This window comes from Acidithiobacillus sp. AC3 (genome assembly GCF_050261095.1).
In the GTDB taxonomy this organism is placed as follows: domain Bacteria; phylum Pseudomonadota; class Gammaproteobacteria; order Acidithiobacillales; family Acidithiobacillaceae; genus Igneacidithiobacillus; species Igneacidithiobacillus copahuensis.
In genome coordinates this window covers 267,551-293,389 of record NZ_CP189838.1, presented here as the reverse complement: position 1 = coordinate 293,389, position 25,839 = coordinate 267,551, and the positions used below count along the sequence as shown (strand labels likewise).

The following is a 25,839-nucleotide window of genomic DNA, read 5'->3' as shown; positions in this document are numbered from 1 at the left end:
ATGTGCTTTGACACGCCTTCCGGCTGGTGGCGGGCTTGGAGAGCTTTGGCGGTCATGGCAGAATGCAGAATACGTATTATGCAGGGGCAGAGAGTTTATGGCGGTTGTTTCGCGTCACCACGACGCCCTCATTCAGCGTCTCAGTCGGCATAGCGCAAACTATCGTGATCCACTCGAGGAGATCCCTTGGGACACCCTGGATCCGGAAAAGGCCTGGCTGCCTGAACCCCTTCTTTCTTTATATGGATTACCTGAGTTCGACGCCCTCCGTGCCGAGGAGCGGATACGCCTGTCGCAAGTCGAGTTTGTCTCCTTCTGTGAGCTGGGTCTGTGGCTGGAAGCGCTCTTCATTCAGCGGCTGGGTAGCCACTCCCTGCAGCACCTGTACGGCGACACGCACAGTTACCACTACCAGCTCCACGAACTGCGCGAGGAAGTCGGGCACAGTTTGATGTTCCTCGAGCTGCAACAGCGGGCACAACTCCCCTTCCTTACCCCCCCGAGTCAGCGCCCGCGCTTGGCGACCCTGTTCGCCCGTTTGGCGCCGGAGGGCTCGGCAGCTTTCTGGGCGACGATTTTCATTGGTGAAAACGTCCCCGACCAGATGAGTCGACAAATCTTGAGCGATAAAATGCTGCCGCCGGCGGTTTTGGCGATCAATCAGCTGCATCGTCGGGAAGAGGCCAGGCACATGGCCTTTGCAAGAATCACCGTGCAACGGCGCAGTCGTCGCCTAGGCGGTATACAGCGACGCCTCCTCAGCCCTTTACTGCGCGAGGTGATGCGGCAGTTTTTGTACACTGCGTTTTTCCCGGTGCCGGCGGTATATGCTGCGGCAGGATTAGACTCGGCATCGCGCCTGGCACGCTTGGCGCGACAAAACCCACACCGGATAGCGTTGATGCAGCACTGCGCGGAACCGAGCCGCGAATTTCTTCGTAGCCAAGGATTTTTTGTATGAGCGATCTTCATCCCAAGATGCTGTTCCCTCTCGGTACCATACTGCTCTCTCCCGATGCGCAGAGCATTTTCGAAGCGGGAGACATCGATCCCCAGGAGCTGCTGCGTCGTCATGTGACTGGCGATTGGGAAGAAAGCATGGACGAGGATCTGCGTCGCGCCAGCTTGGCTGCCATCGAAGACGGCGGCATCATTGTTAGCACCTGGCAGATTGGCGGCTATACTTTATGGGTGCGCACCGATGCATCCCGCAGTTCGACGGTGCTGGACATCCCCTTGGATCATTGAGGCTCTGTGCATGGAAATCACCACGGTCAAGACGCAAGCTTTTGCCGATCAACGGCCGGGTACCTCAGGCCTGCGGAAAAAGGTGAAGGTGTTTCAACAGGCGCATTACCTGGAAAATTTTGTACAAGCCGTTTTTGATGCCATTCCCGATCGTGCAGGCAAGACTCTGGTCCTTGGCGGTGATGGTCGCTATTACAATCGCGAGGCCATCCAGACCATCATCAAGATGGCGGTCGCCAACGGCTGGGGAGAACTGCTCATTGGCCGCCATGGGCTCTTCTCTACCCCCGCCGTCTCCCATGTCATCCGCTACTACCGAGCCCGCGGCGGACTCATTCTCAGTGCCTCGCACAATCCCGCCGGCCCCGAACACGATTTTGGCATCAAGTTCAATGGTGAGAATGGTGGCCCGGCCAGCGAATCCCTGACCGAGCAGATCTGGGCGGGGAGCAAGGCCATCAACAGCTACCGCATTGCCCAGACCGAGTACATCGACCTCGATCACGAGCAGGAGTTGCAGCTGGGGAACACCCGCATTCGCATCATCGATCCGGTGCGCGATTATGCCGACTTGATGGAGAGGATTTTTGACTTTCCTGCCTTATCCCGGCTGCTCCAGGGCTCCTTTCGCATGCGCTTCGATGCCTTGCATGCCATCACTGGTCCCTATGCCCAGGAAATACTCGAACGACGCCTCGGCGCGCCGGCAGGCACCGTACAGAACGCCATCCCTCTACCCGATTTCGGCGGCGGTCACCCGGATCCCAATCTGGTCTATGCCAAGCCGCTCGCCGATCTACTGTTTTCCGAGCAGGCTCCGGACTTCGGCGCCGCCTCCGATGGCGATGGTGACCGAAACATGATCCTTGGGCGTGGCGTCTTCGTGACCCCCAGTGACTCCCTGGCCGTGCTGACTGCCCAGGCGCGCTGCATTCCCGCCTACGCCAATGGTCTGCATGGGGTGGCGCGCTCCATGCCCACCAGCCAGGCTGCCGATGTGGTGGCCAAAGCCCTGGGCATCGAATACTTCGAGACTCCCACGGGCTGGAAATTTTTTGGCAACCTTCTCGATGCCGGTCGCATCACCTTCTGCGGCGAAGAGAGTTTTGGTACGGGCTCTGACCACGTGCGGGAAAAGGACGGCCTCTGGGCAGTGCTGGCATGGCTTTCGGTACTCGCCCACAGCGGCCAGTCCGTGCGCGAGATTCTGGATGCCCACTGGCAGCGCTTTGGCCGCCATTATTACACCCGTCATGACTACGAAGAGTTGCCGAGCGAGGTGGCGGAGAAGATGCTGGCCGGGCTGCAGGCGCAACTGCCGGTGCTACCCGGACAGCAGCTGGCGGGACGCGAGGTGCAGGTGGCAGATGATTTCTCGTACACCGATCCCATCGACGGCAGTGTCAGCGAACACCAAGGCCTACGCATTCTCTTTGCCGACGGTGCCCGCCTGATCTTCCGACTCTCGGGAACCGGTACCACGGGAGCCACCTTGCGCATTTATCACGAAGCCTACGAAACCAATCCCGAACAATTCCACCGCGACCCGCAGCGCTACCTGGCTTCCCTGGTAACGCTCGGAAAAGACCTGACTCGCTTGGAAAGCCTTTCTGGCCGCAAGGCCCCCACGGTCATCACGTAACGGAGGTATCTCATGGATTACGATACAGACAATGGTTTGAGTTATGCGGCCCTGGGCGCTGCCCTCGCTGCCGGCGCCCTCGCGGGTGCTGCAGCGGCGCTACTCTTTGCTCCGCAAAGCGGCGAACGTACCCGCGAGCAGTTGCGCCAACAGGCCAACCGGGCCTGGGACCGGATGGCAGTATCGCGTGAGCGCATCAATGAGCGCGTCGAAGAATTGCTCGATACCATCGCCATCTATAGCGAGGAGCTGGTAGAAAAGGGCAAGGACATCACCGAGAAAGAGCGGCAGCGACTGAACGACGGGATCGCCCTGGCCCGCCGCGAACTCGATCGCCTGCGGCGCAAGCTTTCCCGCCTAGATTGACCGAAGTCGTTCCCCACGGCTATCCTAATAGCTTCGGGGAGTGGCGCAGTCTGGTAGCGCGCCTGCTTTGGGAGCAGGATGTCGCAGGTTCGAATCCTGTCTCCCCGACCAAATTCTCCCGTGGCGAAAGGAAACCGACGCATGCGCCGCCTGCTCTTACCGTTTCTGTGGCTGGGTAAGGTTCTTCACTGGCTGCGTCTCACGGTCCTCAATCTGCTGACACTGGTCATTCTGATCCTGATCATTGTCGCCATCGTCCAGCATTTCTCCCGCCCACAGATTCACGTCGCCAAAAACTCCGTCCTCTGGGTCGAGCCACAGGGGAGCCTGGTCTACAGCGAAAGCGACTCCTGGCAGGATCGTCTCCTGCAAAAAATTCACCCCACGCAAGAGCATGTTCTGCTGCGGCATCTGATCGCCAGCATCGATCACGCAGCCAAAGATCCGAAGATACGGGTGCTGGCGCTTGATCTACGGGAATTCCGTGGCGGCAGTCTGACGCAGCTGCTGGATGTCGCCCATGCCTTGCAGCGCTTCCGCGCCCAAGGCAAACTCATCTACGCCTATGCCCCAGAATATTCTACTGGCAACTATGTGCTTGCCGCGCAAGCCAACCAGGTATTTCTGCCGGAATTGGGTATGGCCCTGATCACCCCCTTCTCCAGCGATTCTTTGTATTTCAAGGGCCTGTTCAACAAGATTGGGGTCGATGTTTACGCCTTCCGCCAGGGCAAGTACAAATCGGCAGTGGAACCGCTGACCCGTACAGATATGTCGCCGGCGGCGCAGGAGGAAAATCGAGCCTGGCTGGCGACCTGGTGGCAGTCCTATACGAGCGCGGTGGATCAGGGGCGTGGCCTCTCCGCCGACACCTTGCAGAATTATGCCTTGCACCTTCCCGAATTATTGCAGAAAGCTCAGGGCAATGCGGCGCAGCTGGCGCTACAGCATAAGCTCATCACGCAGATTGGTGATCAGGAGGACTTTCGCGACGCCATTACCAAGGCCTTGGGGCAAAAGAAGCTCCGGCGCATCGGCTGGCAGCGCTACTATACGAGCTTTGCCGCGCATCAGCCGGAGGAGCACGGACCCGAGATCGCTGTGGTACCCATTGATGGCATGCTGGTGCCCGGAGATATGGAAGAGCCCGGCGTGGTTGCCGCCGAGGCGACGGTGCGCCAGCTCGATCACCTGCGCCACGAACGCGACGTCAAGGCCGTCATCTTGCAGGTCAACAGCCCCGGCGGCGACGTCAATGCCGCCAACGCCATCCGCCGCGCCATCGAGCGTTTGCGCAAAGCGGGTAAGCCCGTGGTAGTGAGCATGGGGACCCTCGGAGCTTCCGGCGCCTACTGGCTTTCCACTGCCGCCGATCGCATTTATGCCGAGCCTACCACCATTGCCGCAGACATTGGTGTCTTTGTGCTCGTTCCCAATTATACCGGTCTATTGCAAAAGATTGGCGTTGGCTATTCCGGGGTCAGCAGCCTCCCCCATAGTCCCTCGCTGACACCTTTTGCGCCGCTGGGGAAACCGGAGCAACAGGCCCTCCAGGCGGTAGTCGACCACCTCTATACCCACTTTGTCGGGCTGGTGGCGAAGGCGCGCCATCTGCCCTTTGCAGAGGCAGAAAAAGACGCGCAAGGCCGAGCCTGGAGTGGCGTGGACGCCAAGCGCTTGGGACTGGTAGATGGCTTGGGGGGAATGACAGAGGCAGAGCAGGCCGTTGCCCAACTGGCACATTTGCAGAACGGTCAGTACCATCTGGTGTATCTGCCGCGCCCGGCGGGCGAGTCATCCTTTGCCCAGATCCGCTCCTGGGCACTAGCAAGCCTTGGCTTTTCCCTCCCCCAGGGAAGCGGCGGCGAAGCACTGGCACAGGCGCAGTTGTTGCTGCAGTACTCGCGCCCCTACGGCATATTTGCCTATCTGCCCGTCGATCCAAAGCTTTCCTGAAGCATCCGGAATGGCCAATGATAAAGGGCTGACCACACGACGCAGGTCGTCGGCCAGCCCCAATGCTCTATAGCTCCTCTAGAGCAGGTTCACAGGAATTTTCAGATAACTGACGCCATTGGCCTCCGCGGGCGGCAAGGCACCGGCACGCATGTTTACCTGAACCGAGGGAAGAATCAGTACGGGCATACCCAGGGTGGCATCCCGTTCTGTACGCATCTTGACAAACTCTTCTTCGGAAACGCCATTGTGCACGTGGATATTACCGGCACGCTCTTCCGCCACGGTCCACTCCGCACGCGCTTCCCGCCCTTCCGGGGGATAATCGTGACAAAGATGGAGGACGGTATCCTCCGGCATGCTGAGCAAGCGCTGGATGGAACGATACAGGGTATGGGCATTGCCATTGGGGAAATCGCAGCGCGCCGTACCCACGTCGGGGGCAAAAATGGTATCACCCACAAAGACGTGTTTGCCGATCACATAAGCGCTGTCGGCTGGCGTATGGCCGGGAACGTGCAGCACCGAGACCTGCAGGTTACCGATGGAAAAGGTATCTCCATCTGCAAAGGTCTGATCGAACTGCGAACCGTCGGTCTGAAAACCCTCTTCAGGATGGAAGATCTTCTTGAAAGTCTCCTGCACCTGCCGAATGGTCGCGCCAATCCCGATCTTGCATCCATAGCGCTTCCGCAGCAGATTACCGGCGGACAGGTGATCGGCGTGGACGTGCGTCTCCAGCACCCACTCGGGCTGCAAATCCTGCGAGGTAACGTAGTCGATAACAGATTGTAAAGAACGCTCCGCCGTACGCCCGGACTTTGGATCATAGTCCCACACGGGATCGATAACGGCCGCCTTGCGGGTGGCCGGGTCATGAACCACATGGGTAAAGGTCCACGTGGTCGGATCGAAAAAGGTCTTGATTGCCACTTCCGTCATGGTAGTACCCTCCGTTTGCAAAAACCTACCGTCACTGCACAACTGGAGGTCGCCATAAGAATACAGCTCCCTCTTTTATAATCAGGGGCTTGACTTCATCCCCTAGAATTAGTTTATATATATACAGTAAATAACTCAACTACTGGAGCGTTCTCGATTCTGCGAGGTGATAATATGTTTACTGACCTAGTCTCGTTTCAACCTTGGGTTTCTCTGTTTGGTGGTGCATTGATCGGCTTGGCGGCCGTGCTGTTGCTGGCCATCAACGGCAAGATCGCCGGCATCAGCGGCATCGTGGGTGGGCTCCTGAAGCCTTCCTCCGGTGATGTCGGTTGGCGCCTCGCCTTCATTGCGGGTCTCCTCGCCTCTCCACTCCTCTTGGCAGCGACAGGATTTTCCCTGGGCAAAGGAGAGATCGACCTGGACCTGGGAGCCGTTCTCCTCGGCGGGCTTCTGGTTGGCTTTGGCGCCCGCCTGGGATCGGGCTGCACCAGCGGACATGGAGTAATCGGGCTCGCCCGGCTTTCACGGCGTTCTGTAGCGGCCACCATCAGCTTCATGGCGGCAGGCTTTCTGATGGTCTCTTTGATACATTTTTTCTAAAGAAAGGAGAAACTTCACATGAAACTGCTCAGTGCGCTACTGATCGGCCTTCTTTTTGGCATCGGTCTCAATGTTTCCGGGATGACGGACCCGGCAAGAATCAAGGGCTTTTTTGACGTCTTTGGTGCTTGGGATCCCTCTTTGATCTTTGTGATGGCGGGAGCTCTCGGGGTCAGCATGGTAGGTATCACACTGGTGATTCGTCGGGGCAGGGCCCTCCTGGGCGACAAGCTAGGGGTGCCGACGCGCCGGGATATCACCCCCTCACTGCTGATTGGATCTTTCCTCTTTGGCAGCGGCTGGGGACTTGCCGGTTACTGCCCGGGCCCGGCCCTCGCATCCTTCGGCACACTAGAAACCGAAGTCGTGCTGTTCTTTGTTGCCATGATCGCCGGCATGTTTGCCCACAACCTCTTTGAAAAATGGCAGCTCCGTCAATCCGCCAAGGGAAAAAGGGCAACGGCCTGATATGCCTAGCTGAATCACACCCGTAGGACGGGGGCTACGTTGGCGGGGTCGGTCTTGCTCAGATGGCCGGTTTCGACATGCCCTGCCAAACGCCAAACATGGGCCTGGTCGGTAATCCGCAAGTCATACCACTGATCGCTCTGCTCTAGAGAAAAATCTAACGCCCTTTTTTCCCATTTTCCTAAGCGGACGCGACGTTTTTCGGCACCATACGCAGCGTCCTCGATCTCCACTTCGCGCGCTGAGGCGGATCGGTTCTCCAGAACCAACCGAAGATTGCCGCCCGGGAGCAGGTATTCTTCGCTTACCCGTAGCGAAGACTGCCCTTTCCCCTGTAACTTGCGAATGAAGCCATTGGAACCGTAGACAGTCAGTGCAGCGGGAACATCCTTGGGCCAGGCGATATGGTCCTCCAGCTGATGGCCGGCACCGATGGTATAGCGCTGGGGCAAACCCCTGCTGCCATCCCAGTAGGCCCAACAACAGATCCCCAAACTTGACGGGTTCTGGCAGCGAACCAGATAGCCACCGGCGCCGGCTTCGATTTGCAGAGTCTGGCGGTAGTCGATAGGTAGAGCAGGACGCTGACCTTCTTCCTGGGGAGGGATGCCTTGCTGCGTTCCCGCCACCGGTACCTGCGGCAGAGGCAAGTCTGCCACTGCCCGCTGGACCAGATTGAAGTTATTGGCGGTACTGGGCAGAAAGTATTGCCGAAGGTCGGCGCGGGAAAAATCAAAGGCCGAAGTCAGATCACCCGCAACCGCCCGCCGCCACGCTGTGATGTTTGGCTCGCTCACACCAAAGCGCTTTTCCACAAAGCGCAGAACCGAGGTATGGTCGAACACCTCGGAGCAGACCTTGCCCCCCCGACTCCATGGCGAAATAACGATCATAGGAGTGCGCGGCCCCATACCGTAGGGCAGATCGTCGGGAACAAACAATGGAGCTTGACGCGGGTTGACCAGATCGTGCACTTCGCCGGCGGTGCTGACGGTACTTTTCCCGGGCCGCACAGGGGTCGGTGGTTGCGGCGGAATGACATGGTCGAAAATGCCGTCGTTCTCGTCATAATTGAGAAAAACCACGGTTCGTGACCAGACCTTGGGATTGGCGGTCAACGCCGCCAGTACCCGCGCGATATACACCGCGCCATAGGCAGGGGCATAAGAGGGATGCTCGGTATAACCAGCGGGTGCGACAATCCAGGAAACCTGTGGCAGGCGGTCTTGGACGACATCTTCTTGCAACTGGCGAAGGCTGCGCACCGAAATGCCACGCTGGCGCAGAGGAGAGTCACTTGGGGCATTCACGTACTGACGAAACATCTGCAAGGGATTGTCACCGTAGTTCCCTTCAAAAGGTTTCTCCAGGCTCAGGGTGGTCCCCTCTTGGTAGACCTGCCAAGAGATTCCAGCCTTTTGCAAACGCTCAGGATAAGTCGGCCACCAGACGGGCGGGTATTTTTTTGGATCGGTAATGTAATCATCGTTGTTGATCAGGGGACCTCCGCCCTGGCCGCTGGGATCGACCATACCTGTCCAAAGATAACTGCGATTGGGATGGGTCGGTCCCGCCAACGAGCAAAAATAGTGGTCGCAGACGGTAAAGGCATCGGCCAGGGCGTAGTGATAGGGAATGTCCTGGCGCAGATAATAGCCCATGGTCCGGTCGGTCTTGGCCAGCGGCCAAGCATTGAAGAGTCCGCCGGCGTTGGCAGCGTGGGTGCTATACCAGCTATGATCGAGATCACCGACTACCTGGGCAGAGCTGGTCAAAGTATTGAGATGATAGGGAAGAATCACTTCGCTCGCATCAGACAGACGTGGCTGTTCCCAGATGCTTTTGCCGCCAGGAATGGGCAGGGGAAAACGATCGTTGTAACCACGCACTCCCGAGAGATGCCCAAAATAGTGATCAAACGAGCGATTTTCCTGCATGAAAATGACAATATGCTCGACGTCCTCGATGCTTCCACTGGCCGCGTGCGCCGGGGTGGCCAAGGCCCGCTGAATGGATAAAGGCAGAGTGGCAGAGACCGCCCCCATCAGGGCCAGAGATTTGAGAAATTCACGGCGATTGACGCCCGCGTTGCGCTCATTCATGAGATTTTCCTCCATTGGAAAGGACTTTCAGCTCGGCAACAGCCTCGGGGTATCCCTTCTCGGCGGCCTGCTGCAGCCAATGCAATGCTTTTTTATGGTCTTTAGGGACCCCATACCCCTTGCTGTAGGCAAGAAAAAACAGCATATCCGCATACGGATCGCCGTCTGCGGTCGCCTGCTGCAAGGTATGAAAGGTCTCTGCGTAGAGCTCTTTGGCCTTCTGCGCATTTTTGGGAACCCCCCAGCCCTTGGCATAGCTCTCAGCAAGATAAAAAGTGTCAGGGACGATTTCCTTCACATCTTCGGCATAGCGCGCCCAATAAGAAGCCCTGCGCGGATCTGCGGCAAGACCTGGGGCTCCATTCAAGTACAGGACGGAAAGCTCGCGCGCCGACCAAGCATTGCCCTGTAGCGCTGCCCGTGTCAAAAACCGAATTTGTTGCTCCGTATTAGCCGCAGAGGCAGGGTCACGTCTCAAGTAATGGGCGAGAACCTGACTGGCCCAACCACTACCCATTCCACTGGCTTTCACCAGCCAGGGTTTGGCAGACGCGGGGTCGCCTTTGCAGGCCCAATAGGCAGCCATTGCCACCACGCCATCGTAGGATCCAGATTGTGCGGCGCGCTGGATTTGCGCGAGCGCCGCGCTATCCTGCTGCAGGCAGGCGGCGGACGCCTCCGCCAACGGACCTTTCCAGCGCTGCGTGGCGGCGTGAGCACCGTTGCTCATCAGACCGATCGCCGCGATCCCCAGAGCCAGTGTAATTTTCATGACTCCTCGTCGCAAAATCGTCATGGTAGATTTCCTTCATTGGCTTCATACGCGGCAATTGTGGTGCCGTGCGCCGCTGCATAGCGCCGCAGGCGCTCTTGCAAATCTTCATAACTACCTAAACCCTTACTCGCAATCCATTCTTGGCGGAGCTGCTCGGGACCTGCCACCTTCAGTAAGGAGGTCGGGGTATAGCTTTGCGCAGCCGTGGGCTTTGTCAGCCCAGCACCATGGGGATCGGTATGACGTAGCAACCAGTTTTCAGTAAGGACATGACCGGTGGCTCCCGCCTCGCGCCGCAGGAGCAAGCGATCGCTACACTTGCCAGCGTTGAATTCCACCGGTACCTGCATCGGTTGCACGGGCATGGGATCTTGACGCGCTTCTTTCCGCCAGATCCCTCCGATTACCTGAGCATTGGCATCCCACTGCGACATGGGTGGCAAATTCAGTGTGGCTTCGATGGTACGCACGATATTGACCTGCGACAGGGGTTCGGAATCAATCATGCCAGCTTTTACCCAAGGCCCCATCGCCAGAGCAAAGGTGCGATGTGCGTTGATATGATCCGCACCTGACTGCGCGTCATCCTCATTCAAAAACACCAGCATGTGTTTCCACTGCGGCGTGCTCGCCAGATAATGCAGGAATTTGGCAGTCGCATGATCATTATCAGCGACGTAATAATCCGGACTGTAGTAGCAGGGAGATAAACCTGCAGTGTGATCATCGGGAATCCAGATGAAAATGAAATGTGGAAAGCGCTTGCCGGGATGCCGTTCGAGCCAGGAGATTGCCGCTCTCACTCGCGTATTATCCAGCAGCATCCGATCCCAACCCGGATAGGTCTGATCTACGTGTGCCAAGAGTGCCTCGCGGAGAACTCCGTCACGCGCACGGCTTAAATCCTCGCCAAAATCCTCAAACGATACATGCTGCGACAAAAGATCGTTAAACAAATACAAACGCTCTGGGTAGCTCATCCAGGGATTGGTGTAATTTCCCAGATCTTTTCGGCTGTACTGATAGGGGTTGTGACTACCGGGAGCCCCCGGGGTCAGGCTCGAAGAACCTCCGGGTCCGGCATTCCACAACAGCCCCCGATTCGAGTAATACGCAGGCCAAAGGCGTTGTACCACGTCGGAATCCGATGCCCCGTCGGTCCACTGGTGTCCCTGGGCGGTTACCTCACCATCGGCCATAAAATTGACAAAGAGGGTGTTGTGCGGTGCCCAGACATGATAGAGATTTGGCAACTCTCTAGGTCCGTAAAGATCGAATTGCGGATCTGCCCATTTCCCAGCCACCTGATATTTTCCCAGATCCTCATCAAACGTCTTATTTTCCCGCAAAATAAATACCACATAATGAATATGTTGGCGGAGATAGCGGGTAACTTTGGTATTGGCAGTAGCCAAGTCGTGCCGCTGCACGCTGCTAAAGCCATCATCCGCCAAGGCCGTTTTTGTCCATTGCGGTAAAGATTGATCCAGATTATGCAAAGAAACTTTTTGTAAAACGCCATGCATCATGTTACCGACATACTGCCACTGCAAATTTGGACCGGTACCAAACCCTTTGGCAGCGACCACGTACAGATTCTCCCCCTGTATTGCGATAGCGGATGGATACCAGGCTGTCGGTATGAGACCGAGCCTTTTCCCGGTCTGCCCGTTGTAAACGGCGATATCGTCATTGCCAGCATTGGCTACAAAAAGTCTGCCCTGACTGTAGGCGAGCCCATCGGGATAGCTGCCCGGCGGCGCATCCGGATAGGGGCTATCGGAAATCACTTTTTTTGGCCGCAAAGTGACGCTATCGATCTCGACAAGGGCATCACTGTTGGCATCGGCCACCCAAACATCGGGGCTATTCGGTACCGCTACCATCGCTGTGGGGTGTGCTCCCGCCGCCACACTACGCGGCCCGAGCACTGGGGCGGTATGAACTTCTCCCAACACACCCAAGGTCTTGCGATCCAGGACCGTCACTCCGTCGCCCGCCCAGTCACTGACCACCAGGCGTTGCCCACCATCGGCCAAGATCACGGCAAATGGGTAAGCTCCCACATTGACATAGCGAGTCTGGCCTGTCTGGAGATCAATTCGCGCGAGACTATTCGACAGCATTCCAGTGACGTAGAGATGCCGACCGTCAGGACCAAGGACCAGAGAATCGGGATAATATAACCAGGATTTCTTTCGATGATCCCCTTGGTAGGTGTATGGATACTGATTCTTGGGAAAAGGTTGCCAGGCCAAGTGGTAGACGTGCGACAAATGAACACGCTCGTTCTCGACCTGAAGTGCATAAACCGCATTCGCGTTGCCACCAGTGGCGAACCAAGTATGGTTAGGTCCGGCAATCAGTCCTTGAAAGAGATCTGCATGACCGATTGCTAACGTCGGGATTTTTTTTGGATTGGCCTCGGCTTTGAGGGATGCTTTGGCCTCCTGCTCGCGGGTCGCAGCGCTCTGATCGGTAGTGTAGACCGTTCCGGGAGCGCCAGCATGCCTCGCGTCGGTGGCGATACCAGCCCCACCGGGGGTTGCAATGGCCACTTCCTTGCCCGGAACCGCCGAATTCAGAGCGGCAAAACGCGTCTTCCGTTGCAAGTCGTAGTCATACCAAGTGATGGTCTGAAACGGCGTTGCACCGTTTGCCAAGACTCCCACGCCGTCCGGACCGAGGGCCAACTGCGTTGGGAAGTTGGGCGTACTCATCACCGTACCGACGGGCGTCACTTTACGCCAAGTGGGTAATATCCCAGTGTACTCCGCACGGTTGGCCGGAGTGATCGTCACGGGGCTATCGAGGACAGCCGCGTCAGAAGTGGATGATACCGTGGCCAGGCTCAATCCGCTGAACACTACCCATAGGTATCTCCCCATTACACAGCGCCGCTTTTTATGCTTTTCCATGCCCGATCTCCAACCTTCTATCGCGTCCGCAAGTTGTTCCGAGAAGCAACCTCCTTACATGCCTGCGCCAACTCAGAATTTGACGCTCACGCTGCCAAATATTTGCAACGGAGCACCGGCATAGGCAAACAAAGAAGGTTTCTCAGTGGGGTCATAACCTCCAGTCGCAAGGTAAATATCAGATTCATATTTACGGTTTAGCAGATTATACAGCCCCAATGTAAAGGTGGTCTTGCGTACTCCAGGGATAAGCTGGTTGAACGCTACCGTTTGGTAATTGGCAGACAAGTTGACTAGGTTATAGGCGTTTATAGTTTCGTTGGTTGGCCCACCACTGACATTATCATATAGCGTTTGTCCGCCAGAATACTGATCACTAATGGTTGGTTCCACGATTCCTCCGGGCACCCGGATCTTGTAGGAGGCGGAAATATTGAAGGAATAATGAGGAATCCCAGCCAATCTCATACCATCAAAAGACTGACCGGAATTGTTGTGATCGCTGGTATAATAAGAGTGCTGCACGTTGGCCGATCCATAGAGATATAATTGCCACACTGGTTTCCATTTTACATAAGCATTGACACCCTGATAAACCGCATTGCCAAGATTGTATCCGGAAGCATTGAATTGTGTCACAGATCCAGAAACGCCGTTGAGCAGATTCGTCAGATAGTCATGATAATAGTTGATACCGGCATTAAGAGTATTATCGTGAAATCTCAGCCCCGCTTCATAGTCCTGTGCCTTGGTAATCGGAATATCAGCCGGATTGATTTTAATGCTCTGCAAATAGGCGCCATAGGCCAAGTCCGTCTCATTCTGATAGGTTTCGCTATAATTTGCATAAATTGAGAAATTTTTCGTTATCCGATAATTTATACCAACGGATGGTTCCAGACGAGTGAAGTTGGTTTTTGCCCCGGGCGTTGCGGTGATATAAGTGGCCGTCGTATCCGGATTTATCAGATCGCTCATGGAGGTATAAAAACCAGCCAAGGCAAGACCGGGAGTAATCCGCAAATTTCCGTGTAACAGTTTTGCCGTATCCTGGGCAAAGAGATCACTAAAGAGACTGTTGATTTCCACATTATTGTACACATAGGGATTCTGTTGGGAAGTTCCCAAATAGGGATTCCATAGCTCCTCATTGGTATCGTATTGCTGGTAGGACAGCCAGCCACCAAGGGCAACGTCGTTATAGTGAGAGTGCAAAGTCACGTCCAGGCGATCACCAAAGGAATTGTTGGTGGGCGCGTAGTGCTCTGCGGCTTCGGGATTATAGGTTGTCGCACCGTAGTTGAAGTAAGCTTGGTGCAGACGATACGCATGCCGATACCAGGGGGTATTTTTCAGTTGCCAGCCAGCGCCCAGATCAAACAATTGCTGTGAGTAGAGAATCCAGGAGTCGACAATATCGTCCTTGTACCATAGATCAGCAGAAGGAACATAGTAAAATCCACTGGTCTGCTGACTCAGCAGCTGACCGGGCTTGCCATAGCCATTTACGGTGTACCCTGAAATTGGCGTTACAGGGACAGTAAGGCTGTGTGTTGCATCGGATTTTTCATAATAGAACCCAAGGGTGAATAGTCCGTTGGAGAAAGGATGGGCAGTTTTCATGTATACCGACCAGGAGTGCTGCGGCCAGTTGCTCGGCCCCTGAAAAAAGGAATTTGCACTGGTGTATCCGCCAGCTAGGACCGTAGACCAGCCATGGAATGCGCCGGTATTAACCGAGAAACTTGCCGTCTTGCTACCGTAGCTACCGAAGGAAAGGTTCGCTTTCGCGTTGAATTTTTCGGTAGGCTGTAGCGGAACAAAGTTAATTGTTCCTCCCATACTGTCGTACCACCGTTGCTGGGGGTTACCTGGACCATATACCACGTTAACGCCGTGGATCATAGTGAGGATGGGAATCTGACTGGAGTTCCACTGCCCGTCATTGGTGATTTGGTTGTTCATGGGCACGCCATCGAACAACACGCTAATCTGGTTGCGATAGGTATTTCCACTCCACCAACCGATCCCCATGCCGTTTATGGTGATATTGTAGCGCCCCGATCCATTTTGTGGATTTTCGCTCATGATATGGACCCCTGGTGCCGTTGCCAGCAATCCTGCTGCACCGGAGTTGGGGCTGATCATTTTCTTGTTTTCTTCGTTCAGCGTGACCACCGACTGCGTCGACTGGAATACCTGCTTATTCGTTAGTGTCTGGTGCAGGGGCGCGGTTTTCTTATCGTATTCACTCAGCTTCGCAGAGGAGGCCGTACCGTTCACCTCCCCCACATTCACTGCAGACTGGCTGGGGGTGGCATCGGCAGCAAGAGCAGGTAGGGCGGCAACTTGGGCAGACAGGGCGACGGCAATGGACGAAAGCAATAGCTTTTTCTTCATAGCGATCCTCAGCGGTAAGTTTTATGACCGCGAAATCGTATCACCAGAATGTTACACTATGATGAAAGCTAGATGACAGTTTTATGTTATTTTTATGACAAATAGCTGACAAACACGGCATCGATCAGATTTTATTGCACAATTCCAAAAAGTTTCGCCCAAGTGGAAAATCGTTTTGAACGACACAGGATCTGTGGTACTGGACCATACTACCCCGCCAGACGGTAACCGTCTGCGTCCTTGCCACGAATGCGGCGCCAGAGAACTTGGCCACTCAGGCGGTTGGCGACAACGATAAAGACCTTGCGGTAGGCGCCCGGGGGACAGCTCACAGCTTTCACCGCATGCCAGGAGTGATCGGTCTGGGCGAAGAGAAAACTCTGGTTGCCTAAAACCCGCGAGGCGGCCACCTCGCGCAAGTCGGAAAAATCGGGAGCCGAGTGCCGCGGCCATCGGCCAGCATCGTCCGCCAAGACCAAAGTTTGGCCGCCCCAGGACTCGTCCCAATCGTCTTCGGTATTGCAATAGAAAATGTGCGAGCCGATCTTGCGTCGCGCGTCGGTATGCGGGGATACCGACGCGCCAGCCGGGGCGTAATGCCAATGCATGGTCAGGATCACCGGACTGCGCGGGCGCAGGCCGAGCATGGTACGCCAAAAATTCAGGTAGGCCGGGGAGTGCAATTCGGTAATGAACTGCCGCCACAGGGGCGACAATTGCGCATCCAGAGATGGTCGGTACTGCAAGGCCAGACGATCATGATTTTTCTGTCCATGGGCGCGGGTTTTACCAATATGGTTTTCAAACAGTTCCGGCGATGGCAATTGAGCGCAAAGTTGAGGAAAGACTTCGGGGCGGATGAAGTCCCTGATCCGAAGCCAGGGGTAGGGCGCAGTACCCTGAAATCGTTGCGCGTTTGCCGAACACCCCTGCACTGTCTCGTCCCATAGAACCTTCATCGTCTTGTCCTATGCTTGCTATCTGTCGACAGTATAATACAGGCTAGGTATCCATTCCATTTACCGCGCTGGGCAAACTCTCTACTCTTCGTCGATGCTGATTTTTCCATTACGTGTAGCCCATCTGGAAATCCCCCTGTGGATTCCCATCACCCTCTTTGCCGCGATCATGCAGACCTGGCGCACCGGCCTGCAAACGCGACTGAAAGGCACACTGAGCGCCGAGGCCGCAAGCTTTGTGCGTTATCTGTATGCTCTGCCCTTGGAACTTTTGGCACTGCTCTTTCTGCTCTGGCGTTTTGGTGACGACCCATTTATCGGGACGCAGCCGCTCTTTTTGTTCTTCTGCCTGGCAGGTGGCGTCGCGCAGATCCTTGGCACACTCTTTCTCGTGCGCTCCTTCCACAGTCGCGGCTTGGTCACAGGGACCGCCTACGCCAAAACCGAGGCGGCACAACTGGTGATCTTGACGGTACTGTTTCTGGGTTCCGAGATCCAGGCCATGGCCATCCTTGGCATCTTTCTGGCATTGCTCGGCGTCCTGTTGCTGTCTGGGCAGGGCTTCGCATTTGTAGAGCGCGACTTTTGGCGCGGCCTACGCGAGCCCGCCGCCCGCTATGGATTAGCAGCGGCGTTTTCCTTTGCGCTGACCGCCATAGCCCTGCGCGCTGCCAGCCAGCACGGTGATCCCCATCTTCCTGTCTTAGCTCTGGGCTTGTGGATGCTGCTGGTCACCAATACCCTGCAAACCCTCTTGCAGGGGTCCTGGCTCTTATTGCACAAGCGTGCAGACCTGCGCGCCAGCCTGCACCAATGGCGTGTTGCCTGGCCGGTTGGCGTGCTCTCGGCACTGGGTTCCTGGGCGTGGTTCAGCGGTTTTGCATTGACGCAGGTCGCCCTGGTGCGCGGCCTGGGGCAGGTGGACACCCTGCTCGTCTTTCTCTTTGGCCACCGCATCCTGAAAGAACGCCTCGGCCGGGCGGAGATCGTTGCGACGCTCCTGATCGTGCTGGGGGCCTTGTGCATCATCGCGCCCGACATTCATTGGCACGGTTGACACGGTTAGGACTGCGCCTTCCGGCGGGGCCGCAAGGCCCAAAGTAATAGGAGTAACGAAAGGCCGAGGTAGGGCCAGTTGCCATAGCGCGCAAAAGGCGTCTCGCCAGCCATCGGCTGAATGCGCGCATTGAGGGCGGCATAACTGAACTGCGGCAGTTGCGCCAAGACCTGTCCGGTGGGCAGGATCACCGAAGTAATACCGGTGTTGGTGGCGCGGATGTCGGGCTTCTGCTCTTGCATCGCCTGCATTACCGCCATCTGCAGGGTCTGTGCCGAGGCCGTGCTGTGGCCATACCAGGCGTAGTCACTGCTGTTGACGAGGAAGGTTGCCCCTTGAACCACTCCTTTGCGCACATCACGGGAGAAGGACTCTTCATAGCAGATGGTCATTCCTGCCTTTTGCCCGTCCACCGGCAGTACCGAAGATCCGTCTCCCGGGGTAAAGCTACCAAGACCCGGTAGAAAATGATGCACCAACGGGCCGAGAATCCTGGGAAAGGGGATATACTCGCCAAAAGGAACCAGATGTTCCTTGCGGTACCAGCGAACCGGCGCATTTCCGTCGATTTCCATGATGGCATTGTAGTAACGCCCCTGGGCATCTTCGGGAATGCCGATCATCAATACGGCGTGGTATTTGGCAGACCAGGCCTGTAGTTGCTGGATGAGCAGCGGGATCTCCGTTTGAAAGATGGGAAAGGCGGTCTCTGGCAGAACAACGAGCTGTGTTCCCGGCGGACTCGCCACGATCAGGCGCACATAGCGCTCGAGGATGTCGTTGATGCGGCTGGCATTCCATTTTTCGCTGATGGGAATGTTGCCTTGCAAGAGCCGCACCTGCAGCGGCGCGCCGGTGGGATCGGTAAAACGGACGGTGGCGGCAAAAAGGGCCACGGCAAAGATCAGCAGAATGGCCGAAGCGCCCATGGACCAGACCGCAGCATTCCGCCGCTGGCTGATGACCCAGGCGCCAATACTCGCCACCCCCGCCGTCGCCAGTCCCACCCCATATTGGCCAAGCCAGGGGGCATATCCAGAAAGAAAATCTCCGGCCTGGGTATAACCGACCGCCAGCCAGGGAAAGCCGGTCGCCACCCGCGCTCGGAGGAACTCGGCAAAGACCCAGAAGAGGGGCAAAAGCCACCAGCGTGCCGTCGGCGAAAAACGTCTGGCCACGCCCATCGCCAAGGCTGGATAGAGGGCACAATAGGCAGCCAGCAGCGCCACCGCCGCCCCTGCCAGAGGCCAATCCATATGGGCAAAGTTGTGCAGAGTAATAGATAGCCAGTACACCCCGGAACTGAAGGCCGCAAAACCAAAGAGAAAGCCCAGCCCCGCAGCACGGCGCGGCGAGCTGCTCCGCTGCACCAGCAAAAAAAGGAGGCCCAAAAGAACGAAGGCGAGCCAAGCCTGGTGAAAGGGTGCAAAGGCCAAGGGCCAAACTGCACCCAGGGCAAGTGCCGCGAGAGTGGGCCAGGTCCGGATCGGTGAAAAAGTCATGCCGCTTAGAGTTCCGCGTCGCTATCGCGTTCCACCGTCGTTACCCCCGCGGCAGAACTGGGCGCGGTCAGACGGAAACTCTGCACACGCCGGCGATCAGCGCGCAGGACTTCCAGCTGCAGGCCCTGTACGCGCAATTTTTCTCCCACCCGAGGAACGTGTCCCAGCTCCCGACTGACCCAGCCACCCAGGGTATCGGCATCGTCATCCTCCAGCCGTACCGCAAAGGCGGCATTGAAATCCTCCAGAGGAATCAGGGCGTTGACCAGATAATCGCCATCTTCGCGGGGGACGATCATGACGTCTTCGTCGATGTCATACTCATCTTCGATCTCGCCGACAATGATCTCCAGCACATCCTCGATGGTGATCAAACCGGCAACACCACCATATTCGTCCACCGCCAGAGCCATGTGATGACGACCGGTGCGGAATTCGTAGAGCAGGTGGTCGAGATGCTTGCTGTCGGGGATGTAGGTGGCCGGCCGCAAAAGCTCTTCGATCGTTGGTGTGGAACCTTGCTGGCAGGCGCGCAGCAGATCCTTGGCGAGAAGAATGCCGCGCACATCATCACGATCATCACCGACCACCGGATAGCGAGAGTGGCCCAACTCCACCACGCGGCGGATGACCTCGGATACGGGACGGTCGATTTCGATGACTTCCATTTGTGCACGCGGGATCATGACATCGCGGACGGTCATCTCGCCGATGCGAAAGATGCCGTCGATCATGCGTGCCGATTCGGCATCGATGATCTCTCGCTCACTGGCCTCGCGGATCAGCTCGAGCAGACCCTCCTGATCCTCGACATTACCCCGCAGGGACTGGGTGAAACGCTCCCACCAGCCGCGGGAGCGCTCGCTACTTCGGTCTTCACTCATTTGCTTGCATACGATACGGGTCGGCCACACCCAGTTGGGCCAGTAAACGGGTCTCCAGCGCCTCCATGCGGCTGGCTTCCTGCTCTTCCTGATGATCATAGCCGAGAAGATGCAGGGCACTGTGGATGAGGAGATGGCGATAATGGTCACGCAAAGGCTTACCCTGTTCCTCGGCCTCGCGGCTGATGACCGCGGGACAGAGGAGAATGTCGCCCAAAGGACGGCTGCGACCAGGCCAGATTTGCGTCGGTGCCGGGAAGGAAAGGCAATTGGTGGGCTGCGGCCGCTGTCGGAACTGCTCGTTGAGCGCGGCGATCTCAGCACTGCTCAGGAATTGCAGGGAGACCTCCAGACGCTGGCCGTCGGCGTCAGAGTCCGTCAGGGCCAGGGCCAGGGCAGCACGCAACAGGCGCCGGGAGGGAATCCCTGCCCGTTCCGCTGCGCGCAATTCCGGACTCAACTGCATCCGCAAGACGAAACGTGGAGCACTCATGCTGGGGCATTCCCGCGATCATAGGCTTGGACGATTCGCGCCACCAAAGGATGACGCACGACATCGGCACTATGGAAAAAACTCATCGACACCCCTTCGACGCCGTTGAGGATGTCGATGGCCTGCACCAGTCCGGAAGGCTGCCCGCGTGGCAGATCTACCTGGGTGACATCGCCGGTGATGACCACCTTGGCACCGAAGCCCATCCTGGTCAAAAACATCTTCATTTGTTCTGGCGTTGTGTTCTGCGCCTCGTCGAGGATGATGAAGGATTCGTTGAGGGTACGACCACGCATGTAGGCCAGGGGTGCCACCTCGATGATCTGCCGTTCCATCAGCTTGGCAACCTTCTCAAAACCGAGCATCTCGTAGAGGGCGTCATAGAGTGGGCGCAGATAGGGATCGACCTTTTCCGCGAGACCGCCGGGCAGAAAGCCAAGGCGCTCCCCCGCTTCCACCGCCGGGCGCACCAAGACCAGACGCTGCACCTGCTGTTTGTCGAGCTGCTCGACGGCGGCCGCCACCGCCAGATAGGTCTTGCCGGTACCTGCCGGCCCCACGCCAAAGGTCAGATCATGCTGACGGATGGCTTGCAGGTAACGGCGCTGCCGCGGCCCGCGGCCGTTGATCCAGCCCTTACGGGTGAGAATCCCGGCGATCTGTGCGCTGTCGCTGTCGTTCTCGGCCTCCAGGACATGGGCCTGGAGGCAATGATGCACCCACTGCTGGCTCAGGGAGCGTCCCGCCCGCACCTGCCCATAGAGTTGCCGTAACACATCGGCGGCGGCCTGCACGGCGGCAGGCTCGCCACTGAGGTGGTAACGCTCGCCGCGCTGGGAAATGACCACGCCCAGTCGCCGCTCTACCTGCTTGAGATGGGCATCGAGTTCCCCGGCGAGTTCTGCCAGCTGTGCGGCACTGGCCCCCTCGGCGATGAACTCCCGATGTTCCGCGGGCGCGGCAGGCTCCATCGCTGGCGTCTCAGGAGGCCGCACGCATAGCCGTCAAACGCCCACGCAGACTGTTGGGCAGGGCTTCGGTGATCTCCACCGCCAGCATCTGCCCCGCCAGCCCCTTGGGCCCGGCAAAATTGACCGAGCGGTTGCAACCGGTCTTGCCGGTCCACTCGTTGGGGTCACGCCGCGACGGGCCGGTCACCAGGACATTCTGGGTGCTGCCCACCAGGGCGCGGCTGTAGTCCTGTGCCAGCTGATTGATGCGCGTTTGCAGGATGGCGAGGCGCTCCTCCTTGACCGGCTCAGGAACGCTGTCTTTCAGCTTCAGGGCCGGGGTATTGGGACGGGGGCTGTATTTGAAGGAAAAGGACTGGTCGAAGCGCACCTGGTCGATGAGATCCATCGTCGCCTGAAAGTCGGCATCGGTCTCTCCCGGGAAGCCAACGATGAAATCTGAGGAAAAACGGATCTCCGGGCGCGCCTCGCGCAGGGCCGCCACCTTCTCGAGATACTCCGCGATACTATGCTTGCGGTGCATGCGCCGCAGGATACGATCGGAACCGCTCTGTACCGGCAGATGCAGATGCGGCGCCAGAACCGGTAGATCCCGGTGCGCGGCAATGAGGCGCTCGCCCAGGTTGTTGGGGTGTGAGGTGGTATAGCGCAGGCGCTGTAGCCCCGGCAAGAGCGCCAGACGACGCAGGAGATCGGCAAAATCGGCATCACCGATCAATCCAGAAGGTGCACGATAGGCATTGACGTTTTGCCCGAGCAGGGTGATTTCGGCAACTCCCTGATCGAGCAACTGCCGCACCTCACGCACGATCTCCGGCAGCGGCCGGCTGTATTCGCGCCCGCGGGTATGTGGGACCACACAGAATGTGCAAAATTTGTCGCAGCCTTCCTGGACTGTCACAAAGGCGGTCGCCCCCTGCCGCCCCGGTCGCTCCGGCAGGCGGTCGAATTTTTCCAGCTCGGGAAAGCTCAGATCGAGCTGAGGCTGCCGCTCCGCCAGTCGTGCGTCGAGCAGATCCGGCAGGCGATGCAGGGTCTGCGGCCCAAAGACGATATCGACAAAGGGCGCACGGCGGCGCAGGCGCTCACCTTCCTGACTGGCGACGCAGCCACCGACGGCGATCAGCGGCTGGGGATCTCGTTCTTTCAGCGGGCGCCAGAAGCCCAACTGAGTGTAGACCTTGTCCTCCGCCTTTTCGCGGATGGAGCAGGTGTTGAGGATGAGCAGATCGGCTTCCTCCGGACTCTCGATGAGCTCCATGCCGTGACTGCGCGCCAGCAGTTCGGCCATGCGCTCCGAGTCATACTCGTTCATCTGGCAGCCAAAGGTTTTGATGTAGAGATGCCGCAAGTTCGCTTCCAAGACTTCCTTCTAAAACGCCATGATACGAGGGGGATTGGGGGGCTGGCAAGGCGGAGTATCCGGTACGCAATCGATCGCCCACCCGATAGCGCCAGAGGCCACCGAGTGGGCCGGTCAATGCCTTGCCCGTACGCCTCGGGTCTTCCCGTCCGGCGATACGCTCGTCCAGAAAGTCCAGGATCCGTCGTGCCGTCGCTTTGTGGAGCTTGCGTAGCTGCCCTTTGGCGGTCTTGGTGTATTCGTAGTCCTCGAGTTCCGCAAGGCCCTGCTCGATGATTTCGCGCAGATAGTACGCCTTGGTACGCCCGGTATGGGAGGCAAGATAGGTGTCAGGTCCCACAAAAGGTGCGGTACGGTCCGAAGCTGCCGGGCATTGGCTCGCTATAGGGAAGGTAGTCGGGGCGGGCGGTGTAGGGATCGGCAAGGACGGTCAGGAGTTTTTCCAGGGGACGGGAATCGTTGCCCTGGCTGGCCGCAGCGAGGGCGATTTCTACCTGGTGGTTACGTGGGATATAAAGCGGATTGACCGCATCCATGGCTGTGGCGGCAGCGGGCCGCGCATCACCCAGGCGCGCGTGCCAGCGTGCACACCAGGGAGCCCAGCTCTTGGGGATCGCTGGAATGCCCAGGCGCTCTCGCTGCGCTGGGTCCATGGCCTGCAGATCTACTGCTAGACTGCGGAAAGCGAGGGTGAAATCCGCATGTTCCTGGTCCAGCAGCAGTAGAAAATCTTCCATCAGCGCATCATCCTCGGCGCTAACCTCGGTAATCCCGAGTTTTTGCGCAAAGGTCTCCCGCCAGGCCTGCTGGTAGAGCTGCGGAAAACGCTGTAGGGTCTCCGTGAGACGGGCGATGGCTTGGTCGACGTCATCATCCACCAGGGGTACCAGGGATTCTGCCAGCCGCACCAGATTCCACTGACCGATGCGTGGCTGCTCGCCATAGGCATAGCGGCCATTCTGATCGATGGAGCTGAACACCGTCCCGGGATCGTAGGCATCCATGAACGCACAAGGCCCAAAGTCGATGCTCTCGCCGGCGATGCTCATGTTGTCGGTATTCATGACCCCATGAATGAAGCCCACCCCCATCCAATGCGCGATGAGCCTTGCCTGCCGCTGCATCACCGCATCGACCAAGGCGAGATAGCGCTCAGCGCCAGACAGTTCGGCGAGCTCGGAATAGTGACGCGAGATGGCATAATCGGCCAGACGACGCAGCAAGTCCTCCTGCTCGCGCACGGCAACAAACTGGAAGGTGCCCACGCGCAGATGGCTGGCTGCCACCCGCGCCAGAATCGCCCCCGGCAGTGGCTGCTCGCGCTGCACCGCTTCGCCGGTAGCCACCACCGCCAGCGCGCGCGTAGACGGAATGCCCAAGGCATGCAGAGCTTCGCCGATGACGTACTCGCGCAGCATCGGCCCGAGAGCGGCCTTGCCATCCCCCCCGCGGGAGAAGGGAGTACGTCCCGAACCCTTCAGGTGCAGGTCCCAGAGTTTACCGTGGGGATCACGGATTTCGCCCAGCAACAACGCGCGGCCATCGCCAAGTTGCGGGTTGAAAACGCCAAATTGGTGCCCGGCGTAGGCTTGGGCAACGGGGCGGCTACCGGAGGCCAAGCGTTGTCCGGAGAAGAGTGCCGCGCCGTCGCTGCGCAGTACCGCTACCGGCAAGCCCAGTTGTGCGGCCAGGCCCTCGTTCAGGAGCAGGAGCTTGGGGTTGGGGACTGGCGCCGCCTGCCATTCGCTATAGAGCCCCTGCAATTGTTCGGCAAAGTTGCTTTCGAGCTGTAATTCCGCTTCCATTCCCTGCTCCTGTCTGCACCCGCGCACAATGACAGAAAGGCCAATGCCCGGGCAAGAGAGGACAGTGCTATGCTTGGCGCATGCAAAGCCCAACTCCCAGCAATCGTCTGCGTCGGAATCGACGCTGGGCACTCGCCCTTCTCCTGCTCGCTTTCGCCCTCTTTGTCTGGGCCTCATTGGAGAATGGGCAAGGGGGCTACGCTTGGTTGCTCGCGGCCAGCGAAGCGGCCATGGTCGGCGCCCTCGCCGACTGGTTCGCAGTGGTGGCGTTGTTCCGCCATCCCCTGGGAATCCCCTTTCCGCACACCGCCATCCTACCACGCCGCCGCAACCAGCTGGCGCAGCGCTTGGCAGAATTCATCCGCGAACACTTTCTGCAGGAAGACGCCATTTTACGCCTCGTCCAACGCTATTCCTTGGCGAGTGGATTGGCTACCTGGCTACGGCAGCCGAAAAATCGGGCGATCTTTGCCGAACAGGTGCAGCAGCTCGTCTATCGCGCCCTGCAACTGGCGCAACTGGAGCCCTTGCGGCAGAGCCTCGCCAAAAGTCTGGGGGCACAGCTGCGGCAACTGGATCTGTCGCGCTGGACGGCGCAGATCCTGCAACTCCTGACGGAAGATGGTCGCCATCAGGCCTTGCTCAGCGACGCCATCGCCCGTCTCGATGACTGGCTCACCCAGGAGAGCGTGCAAGAAGAATTGGCAGAACAAATCGAGAGACTGCTGCAACGCGCCTACCCAACGCTGTTTTCCTGGCTCGGAGCGGTCGTCGACCCCGCCAATCTGAGTCGCAATCTGGCACGCAATCTGGTTCGTGCGGCGCAGGAGACCCTGAGCGAGATCCATCAGGACCCCGAGCACCCCAAGCGCCAGGCCTTCGATCTTTGGCTCCAGGAAAATCTCTTGCGCCTGCAGCAGGATCCAACGCTACAGGCACGCATTCGGCGCTGGCAGGAAGGGCTACTCGCGCACCCCGCGGCGCGCGACTATGTAAGCCGGGTAGTCAACGATCTACAGCAATGGCTCTTGCAGGATCTGCAGGCACCCCGGTCGCGCAGCCGTCAGCTCTTGCGCAGGGGCGCGGGCTGGTTTGGCGAACTGCTGGATACCCAGCCGCAGTTGCGCCAGGCGATCGACGGCTACGTGGAAGAGAGCGCACGCCGCCTGCTCCCCACGGTGCAGGACAGCTTCACCAAGCACATCGAGGACACCATCCGCGCCTGGCCGATGGCCGACATGATCCGCGTTCTCGAAGAGGGTATCGGCAGCGATCTGCAATACATCCGTATCAACGGCACCGTGGTGGGTCTACTGCTGGGGCTGCTCATCCATGCCCTTTTCGTGCTGCTGGCTACGGGATGAATGGCTCTTTCGGCACTTCCG

The 25,839-nt window shown here is 58.1% G+C and carries 22 protein-coding genes and 1 tRNA gene; 10 read left to right on the top strand and 13 right to left on the bottom strand.

Features of this window, described 5'->3' with window-relative positions:
• The first annotated feature begins 97 nt into the window (after positions 1 to 97).
• The 6 genes from ACQAYK_RS01340 (at position 98) to sppA (ending at position 5,212) form a co-directional block, all read left to right on the top strand.
• Positions 98 to 961, top strand: coding sequence for a diiron oxygenase (locus tag ACQAYK_RS01340; protein ID WP_215873140.1), 864 nt, complete (start codon positions 98 to 100; stop codon positions 959 to 961).
• Positions 958 to 1,248: a hypothetical protein gene (locus ACQAYK_RS01335; RefSeq protein ID WP_226826838.1), complete on the top strand. Its 291-nt coding sequence runs from the start codon at positions 958 to 960 to the stop codon at positions 1,246 to 1,248. The genes ACQAYK_RS01340 and ACQAYK_RS01335 overlap by 4 nt, the downstream gene beginning before the upstream one ends.
• A 10-nt stretch (positions 1,249 to 1,258) precedes the next feature.
• Positions 1,259 to 2,890 carry an alpha-D-glucose phosphate-specific phosphoglucomutase gene (locus ACQAYK_RS01330; RefSeq protein WP_215873139.1) on the top strand — a complete coding sequence of 544 codons (1,632 nt, stop codon included), beginning with the start codon at positions 1,259 to 1,261 and terminating at the stop codon, positions 2,888 to 2,890.
• A 12-nt stretch (positions 2,891 to 2,902) separates the two neighbouring features.
• Positions 2,903 to 3,256, top strand: a complete 354-nt coding sequence (locus ACQAYK_RS01325) for a YtxH domain-containing protein (RefSeq protein ID WP_215873138.1) — start codon at positions 2,903 to 2,905, stop codon at positions 3,254 to 3,256.
• A gap of 34 nt (positions 3,257 to 3,290) precedes the next feature.
• Positions 3,291 to 3,367 (top strand) — tRNA-Pro (locus ACQAYK_RS01320).
• Positions 3,368 to 3,397: 30 nt separating this feature from the next.
• The gene (gene sppA, locus ACQAYK_RS01315) at positions 3,398 to 5,212 is read left to right on the top strand and encodes a signal peptide peptidase SppA (RefSeq protein ID WP_215873137.1); all 1,815 of its coding nucleotides are present in this window, start codon (positions 3,398 to 3,400) and stop codon (positions 5,210 to 5,212) included.
• 78 nt (positions 5,213 to 5,290) lie between these two features.
• Here the strand turns inward: sppA and ACQAYK_RS01310 are convergent, their stop codons facing one another.
• Entirely contained in the window at positions 5,291 to 6,154 is an 864-nt protein-coding gene (locus tag ACQAYK_RS01310) for an MBL fold metallo-hydrolase (RefSeq protein WP_226826840.1), read from the bottom strand.
• A 174-nt stretch (positions 6,155 to 6,328) separates the two neighbouring features.
• Between ACQAYK_RS01310 and ACQAYK_RS01305 the strand changes: the two genes are divergently transcribed.
• Complete coding sequence (locus ACQAYK_RS01305; protein WP_215873136.1) at positions 6,329 to 6,757, top strand: YeeE/YedE family protein; 429 nt, start codon at positions 6,329 to 6,331, stop codon at positions 6,755 to 6,757.
• Positions 6,758 to 6,775: 18 nt separating this feature from the next.
• Positions 6,776 to 7,225, top strand: a complete 450-nt coding sequence (locus ACQAYK_RS01300; protein WP_215873135.1) for a YeeE/YedE family protein — start codon at positions 6,776 to 6,778, stop codon at positions 7,223 to 7,225.
• Positions 7,226 to 7,239: 14 nt separating this feature from the next.
• Here the strand turns inward: ACQAYK_RS01300 and ACQAYK_RS01295 are convergent, their stop codons facing one another.
• The 5 genes from ACQAYK_RS01295 to ACQAYK_RS01275 form a co-directional block, all read right to left on the bottom strand.
• The gene (locus tag ACQAYK_RS01295) at positions 7,240 to 9,327 is read right to left on the bottom strand and encodes a phosphocholine-specific phospholipase C (RefSeq protein WP_215873134.1); all 2,088 of its coding nucleotides are present in this window, start codon (positions 9,325 to 9,327) and stop codon (positions 7,240 to 7,242) included.
• The gene (locus tag ACQAYK_RS01290) at positions 9,320 to 10,099 is read right to left on the bottom strand and encodes a tetratricopeptide repeat protein (protein WP_215873133.1); all 780 of its coding nucleotides are present in this window, start codon (positions 10,097 to 10,099) and stop codon (positions 9,320 to 9,322) included. Before ACQAYK_RS01290 ends, ACQAYK_RS01295 begins: the two co-directional genes overlap by 8 nt.
• A gap of 20 nt (positions 10,100 to 10,119) precedes the next feature.
• Positions 10,120 to 13,020, bottom strand: coding sequence for a bifunctional YncE family protein/alkaline phosphatase family protein (locus tag ACQAYK_RS01285; RefSeq protein WP_226826842.1), 2,901 nt, complete (start codon positions 13,018 to 13,020; stop codon positions 10,120 to 10,122).
• A gap of 72 nt (positions 13,021 to 13,092) precedes the next feature.
• A complete protein-coding gene (locus tag ACQAYK_RS01280) occupies positions 13,093 to 15,420 on the bottom strand; it encodes a TonB-dependent receptor (RefSeq protein WP_215885456.1) in 2,328 nt (775 codons plus the stop codon).
• A 209-nt stretch (positions 15,421 to 15,629) separates the two neighbouring features.
• The gene (locus tag ACQAYK_RS01275; protein WP_215871190.1) at positions 15,630 to 16,379 is read right to left on the bottom strand and encodes a 2OG-Fe(II) oxygenase; all 750 of its coding nucleotides are present in this window, start codon (positions 16,377 to 16,379) and stop codon (positions 15,630 to 15,632) included.
• Between the two features lie 94 nt (positions 16,380 to 16,473).
• Here ACQAYK_RS01275 and ACQAYK_RS01270 point away from each other — a divergent pair, with 94 nt between their 5' ends.
• Positions 16,474 to 17,436: an EamA family transporter gene (locus ACQAYK_RS01270; protein ID WP_215871191.1), complete on the top strand. Its 963-nt coding sequence runs from the start codon at positions 16,474 to 16,476 to the stop codon at positions 17,434 to 17,436.
• 5 nt (positions 17,437 to 17,441) lie between these two features.
• On the opposite strand, the gene lnt is transcribed toward ACQAYK_RS01270, so the two are convergent.
• Genes lnt through ACQAYK_RS01235 form a run of 7 tightly spaced genes read right to left on the bottom strand, consistent with a single transcriptional unit; the run spans position 17,442 to position 24,454 of the window.
• Complete coding sequence (gene lnt / locus ACQAYK_RS01265) at positions 17,442 to 18,938, bottom strand: apolipoprotein N-acyltransferase (protein ID WP_215871192.1); 1,497 nt, start codon at positions 18,936 to 18,938, stop codon at positions 17,442 to 17,444.
• Between the two features lie 5 nt (positions 18,939 to 18,943).
• Complete coding sequence (locus ACQAYK_RS01260; RefSeq protein WP_215871193.1) at positions 18,944 to 19,822, bottom strand: HlyC/CorC family transporter; 879 nt, start codon at positions 19,820 to 19,822, stop codon at positions 18,944 to 18,946.
• Positions 19,815 to 20,315 carry an rRNA maturation RNase YbeY gene (gene ybeY, locus ACQAYK_RS01255; protein ID WP_226826844.1) on the bottom strand — a complete coding sequence of 167 codons (501 nt, stop codon included), beginning with the start codon at positions 20,313 to 20,315 and terminating at the stop codon, positions 19,815 to 19,817. Before ybeY ends, ACQAYK_RS01260 begins: the two co-directional genes overlap by 8 nt.
• The gene (locus tag ACQAYK_RS01250) at positions 20,312 to 21,286 is read right to left on the bottom strand and encodes a PhoH family protein (RefSeq protein ID WP_215871194.1); all 975 of its coding nucleotides are present in this window, start codon (positions 21,284 to 21,286) and stop codon (positions 20,312 to 20,314) included. Before ACQAYK_RS01250 ends, ybeY begins: the two co-directional genes overlap by 4 nt.
• Before the next feature lie 10 nt (positions 21,287 to 21,296).
• Entirely contained in the window at positions 21,297 to 22,637 is a 1,341-nt protein-coding gene (gene miaB / locus ACQAYK_RS01245) for a tRNA (N6-isopentenyl adenosine(37)-C2)-methylthiotransferase MiaB (protein WP_483168032.1), read from the bottom strand.
• The gene (locus tag ACQAYK_RS01240) at positions 22,588 to 22,989 is read right to left on the bottom strand and encodes a type II toxin-antitoxin system RelE/ParE family toxin (RefSeq protein WP_483167767.1); all 402 of its coding nucleotides are present in this window, start codon (positions 22,987 to 22,989) and stop codon (positions 22,588 to 22,590) included. Before ACQAYK_RS01240 ends, miaB begins: the two co-directional genes overlap by 50 nt.
• Positions 22,979 to 24,454, bottom strand: coding sequence for a protein adenylyltransferase SelO (locus ACQAYK_RS01235; protein ID WP_483167766.1), 1,476 nt, complete (start codon positions 24,452 to 24,454; stop codon positions 22,979 to 22,981). The genes ACQAYK_RS01240 and ACQAYK_RS01235 overlap by 11 nt, the downstream gene beginning before the upstream one ends.
• A gap of 80 nt (positions 24,455 to 24,534) precedes the next feature.
• Here ACQAYK_RS01235 and ACQAYK_RS01230 point away from each other — a divergent pair, with 80 nt between their 5' ends.
• Positions 24,535 to 25,818 carry a DUF445 domain-containing protein gene (locus ACQAYK_RS01230; RefSeq protein WP_483167765.1) on the top strand — a complete coding sequence of 428 codons (1,284 nt, stop codon included), beginning with the start codon at positions 24,535 to 24,537 and terminating at the stop codon, positions 25,816 to 25,818.
• The last annotated feature ends 21 nt before the right edge of the window (positions 25,819 to 25,839 follow it).